The organism is Streptomyces sp. NPDC008086 (assembly GCF_042957325.1).
Lineage (GTDB): Bacteria > Actinomycetota > Actinomycetes > Streptomycetales > Streptomycetaceae > Streptomyces.
The window spans coordinates 310,588-327,587 of the sequence record NZ_JBIBIA010000007.1; the positions used below are offsets into that span (position 1 = coordinate 310,588).

The window sequence follows — 17,000 nt, forward strand, 5'->3', positions numbered from 1 at the left end:
CGGTCGAGCGGAAGGGGAGGGCGCAGGGGATGAGTGCCGGCGCACCTGCTCATAACGCTTCGGTGCACAACATCGGGCGCGATGCCACGGACCATACGGCCACAAGGCACCATGGACCGATGCGCGACGACGAGGCGGCCAAAGCCGCAGGGGCGATCGGTGCACTCGTCCATCGCGCCGTCGACGGAGACGAGCAGGCCACGCACGATCTGCTCGCGCATGTCCACCCCCTGGCCCTGCGCTACTGCCGCACCCGACTGTCCCGTCTGCCGGGTGACGCCCGCCACTTCGTCGAGGACCTCGCCCAGGAGGTCTGCGTCGCCGTGCTCCTCGCGCTGCCGCGCTACAAGGACACCGGCCGCCCCTTCGAGGCGTTCGTCTTCGCCATCGCCGCGCACAAGGTGGCCGACCTCCAACGGGCGGCGATGCGGCACCCGGGGTCCACGGCGGTTCCCTCGGACGAGATGCCCGAGCGCCCCGACGACTCGCTCGGCCCGGAGGAGCGGGCGCTGCTCAGCAGCGACGCCGAGTGGGCCAAGAAACTGCTGGCCAACCTGCCCGAGAACCAGCGGGAGCTGCTGCTGCTGAGGATCGCGGTGGGCCTGACCGCGGAAGAGACCGGTCAGATGTTGGGAATGTCACCCGGCGCGGTCCGGGTGGCTCAGCACCGGGCGCTGAGCCGGCTGCGGGCCCTGGCCGAGCAGTAGGCCGCCTCACTGAACGGGCACGGCGCCGATTCCGTACGAACATACGAAGCCCGGAGCGGGCCCGAACCATGGAATTTGACAGCCCCGCTTCCCGTTAGCATGGACATCCGCACCGATCAAGGCCATTTGGGGAAGGTGTCATGACTGCAAACGTCGACGGAGTGCCCGACAAATTCGCGACACTCGGGCTGACCTACGACGACGTGCTGCTGCTGCCGGGCGCATCCGAGGTGCTCCCCAACGCGGTCGACACCTCGTCCCGCATCTCCCGCAACGTCCGGGTGAACATCCCGCTGCTCTCGGCCGCCATGGACAAGGTGACCGAGTCGCGCATGGCCATCGCCATGGCCCGCCTCGGCGGTGTCGGCGTACTGCACCGCAACCTGTCCGTCGAGGACCAGGTCAACCAGGTCGACCTGGTGAAGCGGTCCGAGTCCGGCATGGTCACCGACCCCATCACGGTGCACCCGGAGGCGACCCTCGCCGAGGCCGACGCCCTGTGCGCCAAGTTCCGCATCAGCGGCGTCCCCGTCACCGACCCGGCCGGCAAGCTGCTCGGCATCGTCACCAACCGTGACATGGCCTTCGAGTCGGACCGCAGCCGCCAGGTGCGCGAGGTCATGACGCCGATGCCGCTGGTCACCGGCCAGGTCGGCATCTCCGGCACCGACGCCATGGACCTGCTGCGCAAGCACAAGATCGAGAAGCTTCCGCTCGTCGACGACTCCGGTGTCCTCAAGGGCCTGATCACCGTCAAGGACTTCGTCAAGGCGGAGAAGTACCCCAGCGCCGCCAAGGACTCCGAGGGCCGCCTCCTCGTCGGTGCCGCCGTCGGCGCCAGCCCCGAGGCCCTGGAGCGCGCCCAGGCGCTCGCCGAGGCCGGCGTGGACTTCCTGGTCGTCGACACCTCGCACGGCCACAACAGCAACGCACTGAGCTGGATGTCGAAGATCAAGTCCAGCGTCGGCGTGGACGTGATCGGCGGCAACGTCGCCACCCGTGACGGCGCCCAGGCGCTGATCGACGCCGGTGTCGACGGCATCAAGGTGGGCGTGGGCCCCGGCTCCATCTGTACGACCCGTGTCGTCGCCGGCATCGGCGTGCCGCAGGTCACCGCGATCTACGAGGCCTCCCTGGCCGCCCGCCCGGCGGGCATCCCGCTGATCGGCGACGGCGGCCTGCAGTACTCCGGCGACATCGGCAAGGCGCTCGCCGCCGGCGCCGACACCGTGATGTTGGGCTCGCTGCTCGCGGGTTGCGAGGAGTCGCCCGGCGAGCTCCAGTTCATCAACGGCAAGCAGTTCAAGTCGTACCGCGGCATGGGCTCGCTCGGCGCCATGCAGTCCCGGGGCCAGGGCAAGTCGTACTCCAAGGACCGCTACTTCCAGGCCGAGGTCTCGGCGGACGACAAGCTCGTGCCCGAGGGCATCGAGGGCCAGGTGCCCTACCGCGGCCCGCTCTCCAGCGTCCTGCACCAGCTCGTCGGCGGGCTGCGCCAGACCATGGGCTACGTGGGCGCGGCCACCATCGACGAGATGGAGTCCAAGGGCCGCTTCGTGCGGATCACCTCCGCGGGTCTGAAGGAGTCGCACCCGCACGACATCCAGATGACGGTCGAGGCGCCGAACTACAGCCGTAAGTAGGCATCTGTCCTCAGGCACGGTCCTTCAGGGGCGGTCCCGGAAGCATCCGGGGCCGCCCCTGTCGTGCCCGTCGGCGATACTGGAAGACGCTGAAACGCATCAGGGAAAGGCCACACATCGTGACTGAGATCGAGATCGGGCGCGGCAAGCGCGGCCGCCGGGCGTACGCCTTCGACGACATCGCCGTCGTCCCCAGCCGTCGTACGCGCGACCCGAAGGAGGTCTCGATCGCCTGGCAGATCGACGCCTACCGCTTCGAGCTGCCCTTCCTGGCCGCCCCCATGGACTCGGTCGTCTCCCCGGCCACCGCGATCCGCATCGGCGAACTCGGCGGCCTCGGCGTGCTGAACCTCGAGGGCCTGTGGACGCGGTACGAGGACCCGCAGCCGCTCCTCGACGAGATCGCGGAGCTGCCCACCGAGGCCGCCACCCGCCGCCTCCAGGAGATCTACGCCGCTCCCATCAAGGAGGAGCTGATCGGGCAGCGCATCAAGGAGGTGCGCGACTCCGGCGTCGTCACCGCCGCCGCGCTCTCCCCGCAGCGCACGGCCCAGTTCTCCAAGGCCGTCGTCGACGCCGGCGTGGACATCTTCGTCATCCGCGGTACGACGGTCTCGGCGGAGCACGTCTCCGGTGCGGCCGAGCCGCTGAACCTGAAGCAGTTCATCTACGAGCTCGACGTTCCGGTGATCGTCGGCGGCTGTGCCACGTACACCGCGGCCCTGCACCTGATGCGCACCGGCGCGGCCGGCGTCCTGGTCGGCTTCGGCGGCGGCGCCGCGCACACCACGCGCAACGTGCTCGGCATCCGCGTCCCCATGGCCACTGCGGTCGCGGACGTGGCGGCGGCCCGCCGGGACTACATGGACGAGTCCGGCGGCCGGTACGTGCACGTGATCGCGGACGGCGGCGTCGGCTGGTCCGGCGACCTCCCCAAGGCCATCGCCTGTGGCGCCGACTCCGTGATGATGGGCTCCCCGCTCGCCCGCGCCACGGACGCGCCGGGCAAGGGCCACCACTGGGGCATGGAGGCCGTCAACGAAGAGCTGCCGCGCGGCAAGAAGGTCGACCTGGGTACGGTCGGCACCATCGAGGAGGTCCTGACGGGCCCGTCGCACACCCCCGACGGTTCGATGAACTTCTTCGGCGCACTGCGGCGGGCCATGGCCACGACCGGGTACAGCGAGCTCAAGGAGTTCCAGCGCGTCGAGGTGACGGTCGCGGACTCGCAGCACCAGCGGTAGCCCGTACGGCTACGGCCGATACGGCAGGGAAGGGCCGGTCGCCCCGGGTGGGGTGACCGGCCCTTTTGCGTGCCCAGGAGCGCCCAGGTGCGCCCAAGTGGGGCTCGGTGGGGGCGTGTTGTGGGGGAGGGGGCGCGTGGTTGCGTTTGGGGCGAATGCGGGCTGAACGGGCGTGGGGAGTCGGTACTGTCCATGTCGGCGACCCAGTTGTCTGAGGCGCCCCCTTCCAAGGACATCGTTCCGGACCCCGCCCTCGGGGCCCGGCCCGAACTCCAATGAACCGCCCACCGGGCCTCTGGGTGGCGTCATGGAAGGGGGCGTCCATGGGACATCACCGCAAGCCCACTCGCTGGGACCGGATCCGTCTGCGGATGGTGGAGTGCCGGAGGAGGTGGATCTTGCGGATTTTCGGATGGTGAGCGACCGCCCCTAAGGACAATAGGGGCGGGCACTCCGTGAACCATCCTGGAGCCTGCCGCAGTGCCTGCTGCGGTGGGCTCCACCTTTTGTACGGTACCGAAGTCGGCGGATCGTATGCCACCAGCCTTGGAAGCACAGCCGCCCCCCACGCGCCCCGTCACAACCGATGCGCCGCCCCCGTGGGAGTGGCCCCCCGCGTGTCCAGCAGCAGCTGTGCCTTCACCGACAGCCCCTGAAGGTCGTACCGGCGATGCTGCTGGAGCAGGATCGTCAGGTCGGCGTCGGCGGCGGACTCGTACAGGGAGTCCGCGCGGGGGACCGGGCGGTCCAGGACGTTCCAGGACGGGATGTGCGGGTCGTGGTAGCTGATGGAGGCGCCGAGCCGCATCAGGCGGACCGCGACCTCCTCGGCGGGGGTGGACTGCTGGTCGGCGAGGTCGGGCTTGTAGGTGACGCCGAGGAGGAGGACGCGGGCGCCGCGCGCGGACTTGCCGTGTTCGTTGAGGAGGGCGGCGGCGCGCTGGACGACGTACTGGGGCATCTGGCTGTTGACCTGCTGGGCCAGTTCCACCATGCGCAGGGTGCGGCCGGCGTGGGCGGTGAGGTCCTGCGGGACGGCGTGGCCGCCGACGCCGGGGCCGGGGCGGAAGGCCTGGAAGCCGAACGGCTTGGTCTCCGCGCAGCGGATGACGTCCCACAGGTCGACGCCCAAGTCGTGGCAGAGGACGGCCATTTCGTTGACGAGGGCGATGTTGACGTGCCGGAAGTTGGTCTCGAGGACCTGCACGGTCTCCGCCTCGCGCGGGCCACGCGCGCGTACCACCTTGTCGGTGAGGCGGCCGTAGAAGGCGGCGGCCGACTCGGTGCACGCGGACGTGAGGCCGCCGATCACCTTGGGGGTGTTGGCGGGAGTGAAGTCGCGGTTGCCGGGATCGATGCGGCTGGGGGAGTACGCCAGGTGGAAGTCGCGGCCGGCGACCATGCCCGAACCCTCTTCGAGGAGGGGGCGCAGGACGTTCTCGGTGGTGCCCGGCGGGACGGGCGACTCCAGGATGACGGTGGTGTGCGGGCGCAGCCGGGCGGCCAGGGTGCGGGCGGCCGTCTCCACCTGGCTGAGGTCGAGCCCGCCGTCCGCGCCGGGCGGGGTGGGCGCGCAGATGACGGCGGTGCGTACGCGGCCGAGCTCGGCGGGGCTGGTGGCGTGCCGGAAGCCCCCCGAGAGCATCCGGCGCAGTTCCGCGGGGCTGAGGGAGGCGGCCTCGGGCCCGGTCCGGTAACCGAGCGTGGGGATGCCGGCCGCGACGGCGGCCTTGGCCAGCGGCAGGCCGTACGGGCCGAGTCCGATGACGGCGAGATCTGCGGGCATGGCGTGGGCCGTCCTTCCCAGTAACCGATGTGGAGCAGGTGCGCAAGCCCTGTGGACAGATCGAGGGAGCGCAATGTCAGACTAGGAGTAAATATGACCGATTTGCGGCATTGAATGATCGCGTTTCCAGGAGTGTTGTCCACAGGCTGGGGGCGCGTGGTGGCTGAACTCGGGCAACCCGGTCAGAATTTTGGGCATGGGGGGTACTAAGCGGGCTTCGCCCGACGGGTGCGGCCTACGCGACCGATGAGCGGGAGGCAGCGGTGAGGACAGCGACACTGGGGCCGGCGGAGCGCGCCGAGTCACTCGCAGCAATGGCCGAGCGCGAGCTGGACCTACTGGTCGTGGGCGCCGGCGTCGTGGGCGCGGGCACCGCCCTCGACGCGGCGACCCGGGGACTGTCCACCGGCCTGGTCGAGGCCCGTGACTGGGCGTCGGGCACCTCCAGCAGGTCCAGCAAGCTGATCCACGGCGGCCTGCGCTATCTGGAGATGCTCGACTTCGCCCTCGTACGCGAGGCGTTGAAGGAGCGCGGACTGCTGGTCTCGCGGCTGGCCCCGCACCTGGTGAAACCGGTGCCCTTCCTCTACCCGCTCCAGTACAAGGGCTGGGAGCGCCTGTACGCCGGCTCCGGCGTCCTGCTCTACGACGTCATGTCGATGGCCCGCGGCCACGGCCGGGGCATGCCCCTGCACCGGCACCTGAGCCGCCGTCACGCCCTGCGCATCGCCCCCGCGCTGAAGAAGGACGCCCTGGTCGGCGCGCTTCAGTACTACGACGCCCAGATGGACGACGCACGCTATGTGGCCACCCTCGTGCGCACGGCGGCGGCCTACGGCGCGAAGGTCGCCAACCGCGCGCGCGTGACCGGGTTTCTGCGCGAGGGCGAGCGGGTCGTCGGCGCCCGGGTGCAGGACGTCGAGGCGGGCGGGGAGTACGAGATCCGCGCCAAGCAGATCGTCAACGCCACCGGTGTGTGGACCGACGACACCCAGTCGATGGTGGGGGAGCGCGGACAGTTCCACGTGCGCGCCTCCAAGGGCATCCACTTGGTCGTGCCCAAGGACCGCATCCACTCCACGACAGGGCTGATCCTGCGCACCGAGAAGTCGGTGCTGTTCGTCATCCCCTGGGGCCGGCACTGGATCGTCGGCACCACCGACACCGACTGGGACCTCGACAAGGCGCACCCGGCCGCGTCCAGCGCGGACATCGACTACCTGCTGGAACACGTGAACTCGGTGCTCGCGGTGCCACTGACCCGCGACGACGTGGAGGGCGTGTACGCGGGCCTGCGGCCGCTGCTCGCCGGTGAGTCGGACGCCACCAGCAAGCTGTCGCGCGAGCACACCGTGGCGCACCCGGTGCCCGGGCTCGTCGTCGTGGCGGGCGGCAAATACACGACGTACCGGGTGATGGCCAAGGACGCCGTGGACGCGGCGGTCCACGGGCTCGACATGCGCGTCGCCGAGTGCGTCACGGAGGACATCCCGCTGCTGGGCGCGGAGGGATACCGGGCGCTGTGGAACGCGCGTGCGCGGATCGCGGCGCGGACGGGCATTCATGTGGTGCGCGTGGAGCACCTGTTGAACCGATACGGCTCGCTGGCCGAGGAGCTGCTCGAACTCATCGCCGCCGATCCCACGCTGGGCGAGCCCCTGCAGTCCGCCGACGACTACCTGCGCGCCGAGGTCGTCTACGCCGCCTCGCACGAGGGGGCGCGGCACCTGGACGACGTGCTGACCCGGCGTACGCGCATCTCCATCGAGACGTTCGACCGGGGGACGCGGTGCGCGCGTGAGGCGGCCGAGCTGATGGCGCCGGTGCTGGGCTGGGACAAGGACCACATCGAGCGCGAGATCCAGCACTACGAGAAGCGGGTGGAGGCCGAGCGGGAGTCGCAGCGGCAGCCCGACGACCTGACGGCGGACGCGGCGCGGTTGGGGGCGCCGGACATCGTGCCGCTGTAGGAATCGAGCCAGGTGCGGGGCAGCCACGGGAACGTCACTCGAACGGGTGGCGGAAGGTGGGATCTCCGCTCGAACCCCGGCCGTTCTACTTGGTGCGAGGGCAGAACTCGGCGGCGAGCAGCCGGGGTTCGAGACCGGGATCCGCTATCGCCGTCGTGTTCACCCGGAAGGTCAGGACACGACGACCGCCGACGGTGGCCGCGGAGCGCACGTAGCTGCCGGAGATGCGCCCGTTGTGCCCCCATACGACGGTGCCGCACGGCAGCTTCACGGGGAAGAGTCCCATGCCGTACGAGCCATGCGCGGCACGGGTGTCGAGCATCTCGTGCAGCCAGCGCGGGGGCAGCAGTCGGCCGCCGAGCAGCGCGGCGTAGAAGCGGTCGAGGTCGGCGAGCGTGGTCACCAGTTCGCCCGAGGCGCCGGCCACCCGCGGGTCGAGTTCGGTGACATCGGTCCCGTCGGTGGCGTAGGCGCGGCCGTGCGGAGCGGGCAGAGAGGTGCGGGAGCCAGGAAAGGAGGTGCCGGTCAGACCCAGCGGAGCGATGACGCGGCGCTCGGTCTCGGCCGCGTAGGAGTGGCCGGTGACGTGCTCGACGACCAGGCCGAGCAGGACGTAGTTGGTGTTCGAGTAGGAGAAGGTGCCGGGTTCGGCAGGGGGGTGGGTGAGCGCGATGCGTACGGCCTGAAGCGGTGTGAGGGGGACGGTGCCCCCGGTCGCGGCGGTGAAGTCGTACAGGCCGCTGGTGTGGGTCAGCAGGGAACGAAGGGACAGCGCGCGCCCGTCGTTGCCCGCCCCGCGCACCAGGCCCGGCAGGTACCGCTCCACCGGGGCGGAGAGGGACAGCCGTCGCTCGGCGGCCAGTTGCAGGACGACCGTCGCGATGAAGGTCTTGGTGATGCTGCCGGCGCGGAAGTGGTCGGCGCGGGTGATGCCCCGGCCGGCCCCGGCGTAGTGGGTACCGGTCGCCTCGCGGGCCAGCAGGGCCGCGGCGGGGGCCTTGCCCCGGGTGAGCAGGCGCGGCAGCAGGGAGTCCGTCGCCTGTGCCGTGGCGGACGACGAGGCGGTGCGGATCGAGGAGGAGGTGGCGGACAGACCGAGGAGTGCCGGGGCCGCCAGGCCGATGAGCGCCAGGGCCACGGGCAGGGCCACCAGTGTCCGGAGCAGGGGCATCGCCGGTCGTGCCATGCGGGTTCCTTCCCTTGTCGCGGCTCATCATGCCGGTCAAGCGGAACGCGCGATTCACCGGGCCTCGGAGGCGCCGTGCCGCGCGGGCGAGGGCCGTGCGGTCGGGTTGCGGGGCCAGGGGCACCCTGGGCGTCGGGCACTTGTCGGGTGAGAGACAATGGAGGCTCTGTCAGGGCGGGTTGTATGAGGGGACGCATGTCGGAGGCGGAGCGGGCGGGGACATCTCGTCAGGACACTCGTCAGGACGACCGCGAGCGTCTCCTCGCGGGGCGGTACCGGCTGGGCGGAGTGCTCGGCAGGGGCGGCATGGGCACGGTGTGGCGTGCCGTCGACGAGACTCTCGGACGGACCGTCGCCGTCAAGGAGCTGCGGTTCCCGTCGAACATCGACGAGGAGGAGAAGCGGCGGCTGATCACGCGCACCCTGCGTGAGGCGAAGGCGATCGCGCGGATCCGCAACAACAGCGCCGTGACGGTGTTCGACGTGGTCGACGAGGACGACCGGCCGTGGATCGTGATGGAGCTCGTCGAGGGCAAGTCGCTCGCCGAGGTCATCCGAGAGGACGGTCTCCTGGAGCCCAAGCGGGCGGCCGAGGTGGGCCTCGCCGTGCTCGACGTGCTGCGCTCCGCGCACCGCGAGGGCATCCTGCACCGTGACGTGAAGCCGTCGAACGTCCTGCTGGAGTCCGACACGGACCGGGTCGTGCTCACCGACTTCGGTATCGCCCAGGTCGAGGGCGACCCCTCCATCACCTCGACCGGCATGCTCGTCGGCGCGCCCTCCTACATCTCCCCGGAGCGGGCCCGCGGTCACAAGCCGGGCCCCGCGGCCGACCTGTGGTCGCTGGGCGGGCTGTTGTACGCGTCGGTCGAGGGCACACCGCCGTACGACAAGGGCTCCGCCATCGCGACGCTCACCGCGGTGATGACCGAGCCGCTGGAGGAGCCGAAGAACGCGGGACCGCTGAAGGACGTCATCTACGGTCTGCTCACCAAGGACCCCGAGAAGCGGCTCGACGACGCCGCTGCGCGGGCGATGCTCAACGCCGTCATCCACGCGCCCGCGCCCAAGGCCGAGCCGGAGCCGGCGGACGCGACGAAGGTCGTGCCGTTGCCGCCGCAGCCCGACGGCAAGGGCCGTTCGGGTGCCAAGGCCGGGAGCAAGCGGGGTGAGGAGGCCGGGGAGCGGTTGCGCGGGGCGCTGCGTTCCGTGCGGAAGGCCGCCGCGGGTGCGGGGGCCGGGGCGGCCGCGGCTCGTGCCAAGTCCGAGGGCGAGACGGCTGTTTCGGAGTCCGGTGCGGCGTCGACGGGAGTGGGCGGGGCCGGGGCGTCGGCGAAGGCCGGGGGTTCGGGGTCCGTTTCCGGCTCCGCTTCGGGTTCGGGTTCGGGTCGGGCTTCCGGGGCCGGGGCGGCTGGGGCCGCCGCTGGTTCAGCTGGCGGGGCCAGTGTCGGGGACTCTGCCGGTGCCGGTGAGCGGGATGCGGAGGCGGGGAAGGGGCAGAGCGGGGGCCGGAGTTCCGGGTGGCCCGTGATGACGCCGCCGGATCTGCCGCCGCGGCCGGTGCCGAGGGCGCCGCTCACCGATGTGGTGCCGAAGCGGACGTTGGTGGTCATCGCGGTGGCCGTGGCGCTGGTCGTGCTCGGCGTGGTGCTGGCCCTCACGCTCGGCGACGACGGGGACTCGAATTCATCGGCGAACGGCGGCGGGGGCAAGGCCTCCGCCAAGGCGAGCGCCAGTGCCGACACCAGGACGGACGAGAACGACGGCACGCGGGCGGACGGCGAGAAGTCCGCGTCCGCGACGACCGGGTCGGGGTCCGGAGCGGCGGAGACCGGGAAGACGCCGAGCGCCGACGCGAGCGCGACCGGCGGGAGCGGGGCCGAGGCGGGGTCCGGCGACAGCAAGGTCGCGTCGACCCACAAGGGGGGCCAGGGGTACTCGATCGGGCTGCCCGCGGGGTGGAAGTTCCAGTCCTCGGGGTCGGCGGGCGACCGGTTCACCGGGCCCGACGGGCAGAAGCTGCTCGTCGCCTGGACGTCCACGCCGAAGGGCGACCCGGTGACGGACTGGAAGAACCAGGAACGGGGCATGGTCCGCTCGCAGTACAAGCGGATCCGTATAGAGGAGGTGAACTACCGCGGTTGGAACACGGCTGACTGGGAGTTCACCTATGTCGAGGGCGGCACGAAGTACCGCACGATCGACCGTGGGTTCGTGGTGAACGACCATCTCGGACATGCGCTGATGTACACGGCGAAAGCTTCGAATTGGGACAGTGGGCTGCGCAAGGACACGTGGAAGACGCTGACGGAATCGTTCAAGCCGAAGTCCTGAAGTGAGCGGAATTCGGTTTGGGCTCGCGAGGGCCGGGATTGGGCCGTGAGATCCGGCAACCCCGCTTTGCGAGTTGCCTCCGGCACGTATCGTGAATGCTTGCGGACCGTACGCATTTGGTCGTGCGTCCGGAACGGGACGCAAGACGAACGGAATTGACCGACCGGGCGGCCGGGGGAGGCAACGTGGACGACTATGCGGGTCGGGTGCTCGCCGACCGCTACCGCCTGCCGCTGCCGCCCTCCGACGAGTACGAACTCACCGAGACCCGCGCCTTCGACACCTACAGCGGGCAGGAAGTCCTGGTCCGGCAGGTGCCGTTGCCGGAGGTCGTCGAGGCCGAGGTGCTGGACGCCGAGGGGTTGCCCGCCGGGTTCACGGCACGGGAGACGCGGGAGCGTGGGGCGGGGCGGCGTTCCTCGTCCCGGGCGAGTACGCGTCGGCCCAGTGACCCCGCCGTGCGGCGGGCGGTCGAGGCGGCGCAGGCCGCGGCGCGGATCCCCGACCATCCGCGGCTGGACCAGGTCTTCGACGTGTTCGCCGAGGGCGGGTCCTTGTGGATAGTGAGTGAGTTCGTGACCGCGCGTCCGCTCGCCGCGCTGCTCGCAGAGAAGCCGCTGACGCCGTATCGCGCGGCCGAGGTCGCCTCCGACGTCCTCATGGCGCTGCGGGTGCTGCACGCGCACGGCTGGGTCCACCGGAACATCACCGCCCGCACGGTGCTCGTCTGCGAGGACGGCCGGGTGATGCTCACCGGGCTCGCGGTCGGGGCCGCGGAGGAGGCGCTGTGCGGGTATGACCCGGTGCCGGTCGAGGACGGGGACGGGGGCCAGAGCGAGGGCGGCGCGTCCGGGACGTTCGCCGGCGGGCCTGGCGGCGCGGGGGTGGCCGCACCTCCCGGCCCGCGCGCGGGTGGACCGGTGATCGGCGGACCCGGAGTGGCCGGCGCGGACCCCGAGGCCGCCCGGCGTGCCGCCATCGAGGCGCGTGCGGCCGGAGCGCGGCCGGTGCCCGGGGCCGAAGCGGGCACCGGCACCGAGGCGCCGGGCGGGGCACCGCCCGGTGCCCTGGAGACCGGCGGGGACATCAGGGCCGCGCGGGCCGGCGCCATCGCGGCGTACCGGGCGGGCGCCCGAGCCGCGGCCCGGGTGCAGGAGACGCAGAACGGACGCGCCGCGCTGCCCGGCGCCCGCCCGGCGCCCGAGGACGGCCCCGCAGCCCTGGCCAACGGCACGGCACAGCAGCCGTACGGCTCCGGCAACGGCACCGCCACGCCCCCGGGCCGGATCGCCGACCCGTACGGCGTAGGGGCCCCGTCCTGGCCCGGCGCCGCACCCCGAAGCGGGGCCCCCGGCACACCCACGGACGACACACGCGGCCTTACGGCACTCCCCCCGGCCGTCCCGGGCGCCCACCCTGGCGGTTTCGGCACCCCGCCCGGCACCCCTGCGGGCGTCCCCGCGCAGGGCGTGTCCGCCGGTGGCCCGGTGCCTCACTCCCGGGCCCTGCCGGGCGCACACCCTGGTGGCCTCGGCACCCCGCCCGGCACTCCCGCGGGCCTCCCCGCACAAGGCACCCCCGCCGATGACCCCACCCCCCGTCCCCCGGCCCACTGGGACGACCTGGTGACCGGTGCGCCCGCTCGCCGTGGCCCCACCACCGCGCTCGCCGCGGAGCGGGCGCGGCAGGCGCGGATGGCTGTGGTCGGGCCGGTGACCGAGCGGTGGGCGCCGGAGCAGGCCGGGCCCGTGCATGAGAACTGGCAGCTCGCCGCGCCGATCGGGCCCGCGACCGACCTGTGGGCTCTCGGCGCGCTGCTCTTCAGGGCCGTACAGGGGCATGCGCCGTATCCGGAGGAGTCGACGGCCGAGCTCGTGCAGATGGTGTGCGCTGAGCCCCCCGCCTTCGCCGAGGAGTGCGGGCCGCTGCGGCCGGTCGTGGAGTCGTTGCTGCGTCAGGACCCGATCGAGCGCCTCGACTTCGAGGAGCTTCGGGGCTGGCTGCGCTCGCTCGTGCGGTCGGCGCCCGAGCCGGAGGCCGGCACGCATGTCGTCCCCGCCCCGCCGGTCGATCCCACCCGGCTGCCGATCGTGCGGCGCCGGGGCGAGCTGGTGCGCAGGCGGCGGGCCGGGCTGCCCGCGCATCACGGGCGGCATAAGCGGGCCAGGCGGGAGACGGAGCATTCGCCGCGCAGGCTCGGGCGTACGTTGCTGGTGCTGGTGCTGCTCGGGATGGCGGCGGCCATCGCGTACGCCATGCTCTTCATGCCGAAGGCCGACCAGGGCGACGGCGCCGCGGCCGACGCCGGCCGCACCGGCGCCGCGGGCCAGGCCGGCGGGGCGGAACCCGAGCAGTCCGCCGAGGCGAGCAGCGAGCCACGGCCCGAGCAGACCTCACCCGGGTCCGGCAACGACCCCTCGGAGTCGGCCGGTTCGACCGAGACGCAGAGCAACAGCCCCGACGACCCCGACGTCCCGGACGGCTTCACGCTGCGCAAGGACACGGCCGGGTTCCAGATCGCCGTCGCCAACGGTTGGAACCGCACCCCGGAGAACGGGCGCGGGCAGGTCGTCTACTCGCACGGCGACTTCGACCTCATCGTCGTGGCGGGCCGGGACACCGCCGACCAGTACGGCAGCGACCCGATGGTCTACCAGCGGGAGCACGAGGGGGAGTTGCAGCCGTACCGGGACTCCAGCTGGGCCTCCTCCGGTGGGCTGAAGACCATTCAGGTCGGCGAGCGGGTCATGGCCGAGGGGCAGTTCACCTGGACCGACGACCAGGGGCGCGAGCTGTTCGTACGCAATGTCGCGATCCTGGTCGACGGGAGGTACCACGTGGTGCAGGTGCGCGGCCCGGACGCCGAGCGGGACGAGGTGACACGGCTGTTCGAGCAGGCCTCGGCGACCTACCAGGTCACCGGGTGATTGCGTTCGTGAACCCTGCGTGACAGTCGCTCCGGGTTGCTTCCCGGCGTCGAAAGCGACAACCATCACAGTGCGGTCTCCTTGGCACCCCCGTGGTTCCGGTCGCGTCGGCCGGTCCTTAACCTGACCGTGTCAAGAGCATTGCGGGGCAACGTGAATCAGATGCAGGGCCAGCTCGTTTCGGGCCGCTACCGGCTCGCCGACGCGATCGGCAGCGGCGGTATGGGCCGGGTGTGGCGTGCGCACGATGAGGTGCTGCATCGGGCCGTCGCGATCAAGGAGCTGACCGCGGCGCTCTACGTCTCCGAGAGCGACCAGGAGCGGTTGCTCGCCCGCACCCGCGCCGAGGCCCGCGCCGCCGCCCGTATCAACCACTCCGCCGTGGTCACCGTGCACGACGTGCTGGAGCACGACGGCCGGCCGTGGATCGTGATGGAGCTGGTCGAGGGCCACTCGTTGGCCGACGCGGTCAAGGAGCAGGGCCGCGTCGAGCCGGCCGAGGCCGCCAGGATCGGCCTGTGGGTGCTGCGGGCCCTGCGCGCCGCCCACTCCGCAGGCGTCCTGCACCGCGACATCAAGCCCGGCAACGTCCTGCTCTCCGAGGACCGCCGCGTCCTCCTCACCGACTTCGGCATCGCCCAGATCGAGGGCGACAGCACCATCACCCGCACCGGCGAGGTCGTCGGCTCGGTCGACTACCTCGCGCCCGAGCGCGTCCGCGGTCACGACCCCGGCCCGGCCTCCGACCTGTGGGCGCTCGGCGCGACGCTCTACACGGCCGTCGAGGGCCGCTCGCCCTTCCGCCGCACCTCGCCGCTGGGCACCATGCAGGCCGTCGTCGAGGAGGAGGCGGCCGAGCCGCAGCACGCCGGCCCGCTCACGCCCGTGATCAGCGCCCTGCTGCGCAAGGATCCGGCCACCCGGCCCGACGCCGCCGAGGCCGAGCAGATGCTGGCCGAGGCGGCCGAGGGACGGCGGCCGAACGCGGCACAGGCATACGTGCCGACCCAGCACACCCGCTACGAGCCGGAGCCGCGCACGGGGCGCACATACGGCGGCGGAACCTCGCCCACCGGGGCCGCGACCGCGGCGACCGGCACGCCGTATCCGCCGATGGCGGGCCCGACGGTGATCGGCGGACCGTACGACACCGGGGGTACCGGCACGGGCCCCGGCGTCGCGCCAGGCCGACCGCCCAGGCGCCGTCGTCGGCTGCGCTCGCTCGCCCTCGTCGTCGCGCTCGCCGCGATCGTCGGCGGCGGCACGGCGGTGGCCCTCCAGAAATGGGGGCCGCACCGCGGTGACACGTCGGTCTCGACCACGCCCGGCGCCGCGCCGAGCGAGTCGCCGAGGCCGGAGGCCGACGTCGCCGCGAACTGGATCCGCTACGAGGACCCCCTCGGCTTCAGCCTCTACCTGCCCAAGGGCTGGAAGCGGGAGGTGGTCGGCAAGGAGATCGACGGCCTCCAGCAGGTCGACTACACGCCCGACGGCGGTGAGCACTTCGTCCGTATCGCCGTCGACACCTCGCCCGACTTCGCGAACGCCTACGACCACCAGCGCGACCTGGAGCAGCAGCTGAAGCAGAAGCTGGTCGACTACAGGACGGTTTCCCTGAAGACGGACCTCTACCGCGACCGCGAGGGCTCCCTGTGGGAGTACACGTGGACCGCGCTGGCCAAGGACACCCCCTTCCCCGGACCGCGCCGGGCCATCGACCAGGCGTACATCGACCGGGACGGCACGGAGTACGCGATCTACATGTCCACTCCCGAGTCGGACTGGGCGACCACGCGCAAGCAGTTCACGGCGGTGCTGCAGGGCTGGCAGGCGGGCGGATCCTGAGCGTCCGGGGGTCGTCGAGCGGCTTTTGGAACCCTTTGCTCCTTTGCAGAGTTGGCCGATCGGCGCCCCGGAGTCGATCCATCCGGTGCTGCATGATGGGGCGCATGGGGACCGAGGGAGCCAACTTCCGTGTGATCGCGGGGCGTTACCGCCTCGAGGCGCAGCTCGGTCGTGGCGGTATGGGCGTCGTGTGGCGGGCGACCGACCAGTTGCTCGGACGGCAGGTGGCCGTCAAGGAACTCCCCCTCGACGAGACCCTCTCCGCGGCCGAGGCCCGGCGCCAGCGCGAGCGCACCCTGCGCGAGGCCCAGGCGGTGGCACAGCTGAGCCACCCGCACGTCATCGTCGTCCACGACATCCTGAAGGACGACGAACGCCCGTACATCGTCATGGAGTTGGTCGACGGGGACTCCCTGGCCGACCGGATCGCCGCGCACGGGCCGGTCGACGCGCACGAGGCCGCCCGGATCGGCGTCGACCTGCTGAGCGCGCTGCGCACGGCCCACGCCGCCGGGGTCCTGCACCGGGACATCACACCGGCCAACGTCCTCATCGAGAACGGCACCGACCGTGTCGTCCTCACCGACTTCGGCATCGCCCAGGTCCCGGGCACCTCCACGCTCACCGAGTCCGGGGCGTTCGTCGGCTCGCCCGAGTACACCGCGCCCGAGCGGATGTCCGGGTCGCGGACCGGCCCCGCGGCCGACCTGTGGTCCGTGGGCGCGTTGCTCTGTGCGGCCCTGAGCGGCGAATCGCCGTTCCGGCGCGACTCGTTGAGCGGCATCGTGCTCGCCGTGGTGTCCGACGAGATACGTCCGCCCGCGCAGGCGGCGCCGATCCTGGCCGTCGTGGCGGGGCTGCTGGAGCGGGACCCCGGGCGGCGGCTGGACGCGGCGGGGGCCGAGCGGATGCTGCGGGAGTTCCTGGAGACGGGGAACACGCCCGTGCCGAAACGGTTCGGCAGGACCGTCGCCGCCGTGCCGGGCGGCGTCGCGGCAGAGCGCCGGCACTCGACCCGCAGCATGCTGGCCACGGTGGTGCTGGTCGCCGCGATGGCGGTGGCGGGGGTGTCGGCGGCGGCGCTGCTGGTGAACGGGGGTGGGGACGGAGGTGTGGTGCCGACCAGCTCCAGCCCGTCCGGCACGACCAGGCCCTCCTCGCCGAGCGCGTCCCCCTCGCCGAGCGCGTCCCCCTCGCCGAGCGCGTCCCCGTCACCGAGTGAGTCCCCCTCGTCGAGCAGGTCCCCGTCGTCGAGTGCGTCACCCTGACGAGGGTGAGAGAGGGGACAGGGGCGGAGCGGGCGGCGGGCCGAGGAGGCTGCCCGGCGGTGGCGTCGACGGAGGTGCCGGTGATCCAGC

Annotated in this window: 10 protein-coding genes; 8 read left to right on the top strand and 2 right to left on the bottom strand. The window is 72.1% G+C overall.

What is annotated here, in order from left to right:
- The first annotated feature begins 119 nt into the window (after positions 1–119).
- The 3 genes from ACFZBP_RS26015 (at position 120) to ACFZBP_RS26025 (ending at position 3,594) form a co-directional block, all read left to right on the top strand.
- The gene (locus tag ACFZBP_RS26015) at positions 120–707 is read left to right on the top strand and encodes a sigma-70 family RNA polymerase sigma factor (RefSeq protein ID WP_030946246.1); all 588 of its coding nucleotides are present in this window, start codon (positions 120–122) and stop codon (positions 705–707) included.
- Between the two features lie 140 nt (positions 708–847).
- Entirely contained in the window at positions 848–2,350 is a 1,503-nt protein-coding gene (gene guaB / locus ACFZBP_RS26020) for an IMP dehydrogenase (protein ID WP_391416471.1), read from the top strand.
- 119 nt (positions 2,351–2,469) lie between these two features.
- Positions 2,470–3,594, top strand: coding sequence for a GuaB3 family IMP dehydrogenase-related protein (locus tag ACFZBP_RS26025; protein ID WP_383452375.1), 1,125 nt, complete (start codon positions 2,470–2,472; stop codon positions 3,592–3,594).
- 577 nt (positions 3,595–4,171) lie between these two features.
- Here the strand turns inward: ACFZBP_RS26025 and ACFZBP_RS26030 are convergent.
- Positions 4,172–5,380 carry a nucleotide sugar dehydrogenase gene (locus tag ACFZBP_RS26030; protein ID WP_391416474.1) on the bottom strand — a complete coding sequence of 403 codons (1,209 nt, stop codon included), beginning with the start codon at positions 5,378–5,380 and terminating at the stop codon, positions 4,172–4,174.
- A 263-nt stretch (positions 5,381–5,643) separates the two neighbouring features.
- Here ACFZBP_RS26030 and ACFZBP_RS26035 point away from each other — a divergent pair, with 263 nt between their 5' ends.
- Complete coding sequence (locus ACFZBP_RS26035) at positions 5,644–7,350, top strand: glycerol-3-phosphate dehydrogenase/oxidase (protein ID WP_383452379.1); 1,707 nt, start codon at positions 5,644–5,646, stop codon at positions 7,348–7,350.
- A gap of 85 nt (positions 7,351–7,435) precedes the next feature.
- Here the strand turns inward: ACFZBP_RS26035 and ACFZBP_RS26040 are convergent, their stop codons facing one another.
- Complete coding sequence (locus ACFZBP_RS26040; protein WP_391416886.1) at positions 7,436–8,521, bottom strand: serine hydrolase; 1,086 nt, start codon at positions 8,519–8,521, stop codon at positions 7,436–7,438.
- Between the two features lie 210 nt (positions 8,522–8,731).
- On the opposite strand from ACFZBP_RS26040, the gene ACFZBP_RS26045 reads away from it, so the two are divergent.
- The 4 genes from ACFZBP_RS26045 to ACFZBP_RS26060 all read left to right on the top strand — a co-directional run bounded on the left by ACFZBP_RS26045 (position 8,732) and on the right by ACFZBP_RS26060 (position 16,910).
- Positions 8,732–10,870 (top strand): protein kinase, encoded by a 2,139-nt coding sequence (locus ACFZBP_RS26045; RefSeq protein ID WP_391416478.1) that lies wholly within the window; start codon positions 8,732–8,734, stop codon positions 10,868–10,870.
- Positions 10,871–11,055: 185 nt separating this feature from the next.
- Positions 11,056–13,797 (top strand): protein kinase, encoded by a 2,742-nt coding sequence (locus ACFZBP_RS26050; protein ID WP_391416481.1) that lies wholly within the window; start codon positions 11,056–11,058, stop codon positions 13,795–13,797.
- A 162-nt stretch (positions 13,798–13,959) separates the two neighbouring features.
- Positions 13,960–15,642: a protein kinase gene (locus tag ACFZBP_RS26055; RefSeq protein ID WP_391416484.1), complete on the top strand. Its 1,683-nt coding sequence runs from the start codon at positions 13,960–13,962 to the stop codon at positions 15,640–15,642.
- Between the two features lie 104 nt (positions 15,643–15,746).
- Positions 15,747–16,910: a protein kinase gene (locus ACFZBP_RS26060; protein ID WP_391416487.1), complete on the top strand. Its 1,164-nt coding sequence runs from the start codon at positions 15,747–15,749 to the stop codon at positions 16,908–16,910.
- Positions 16,911–17,000: the final 90 nt, after the last annotated feature.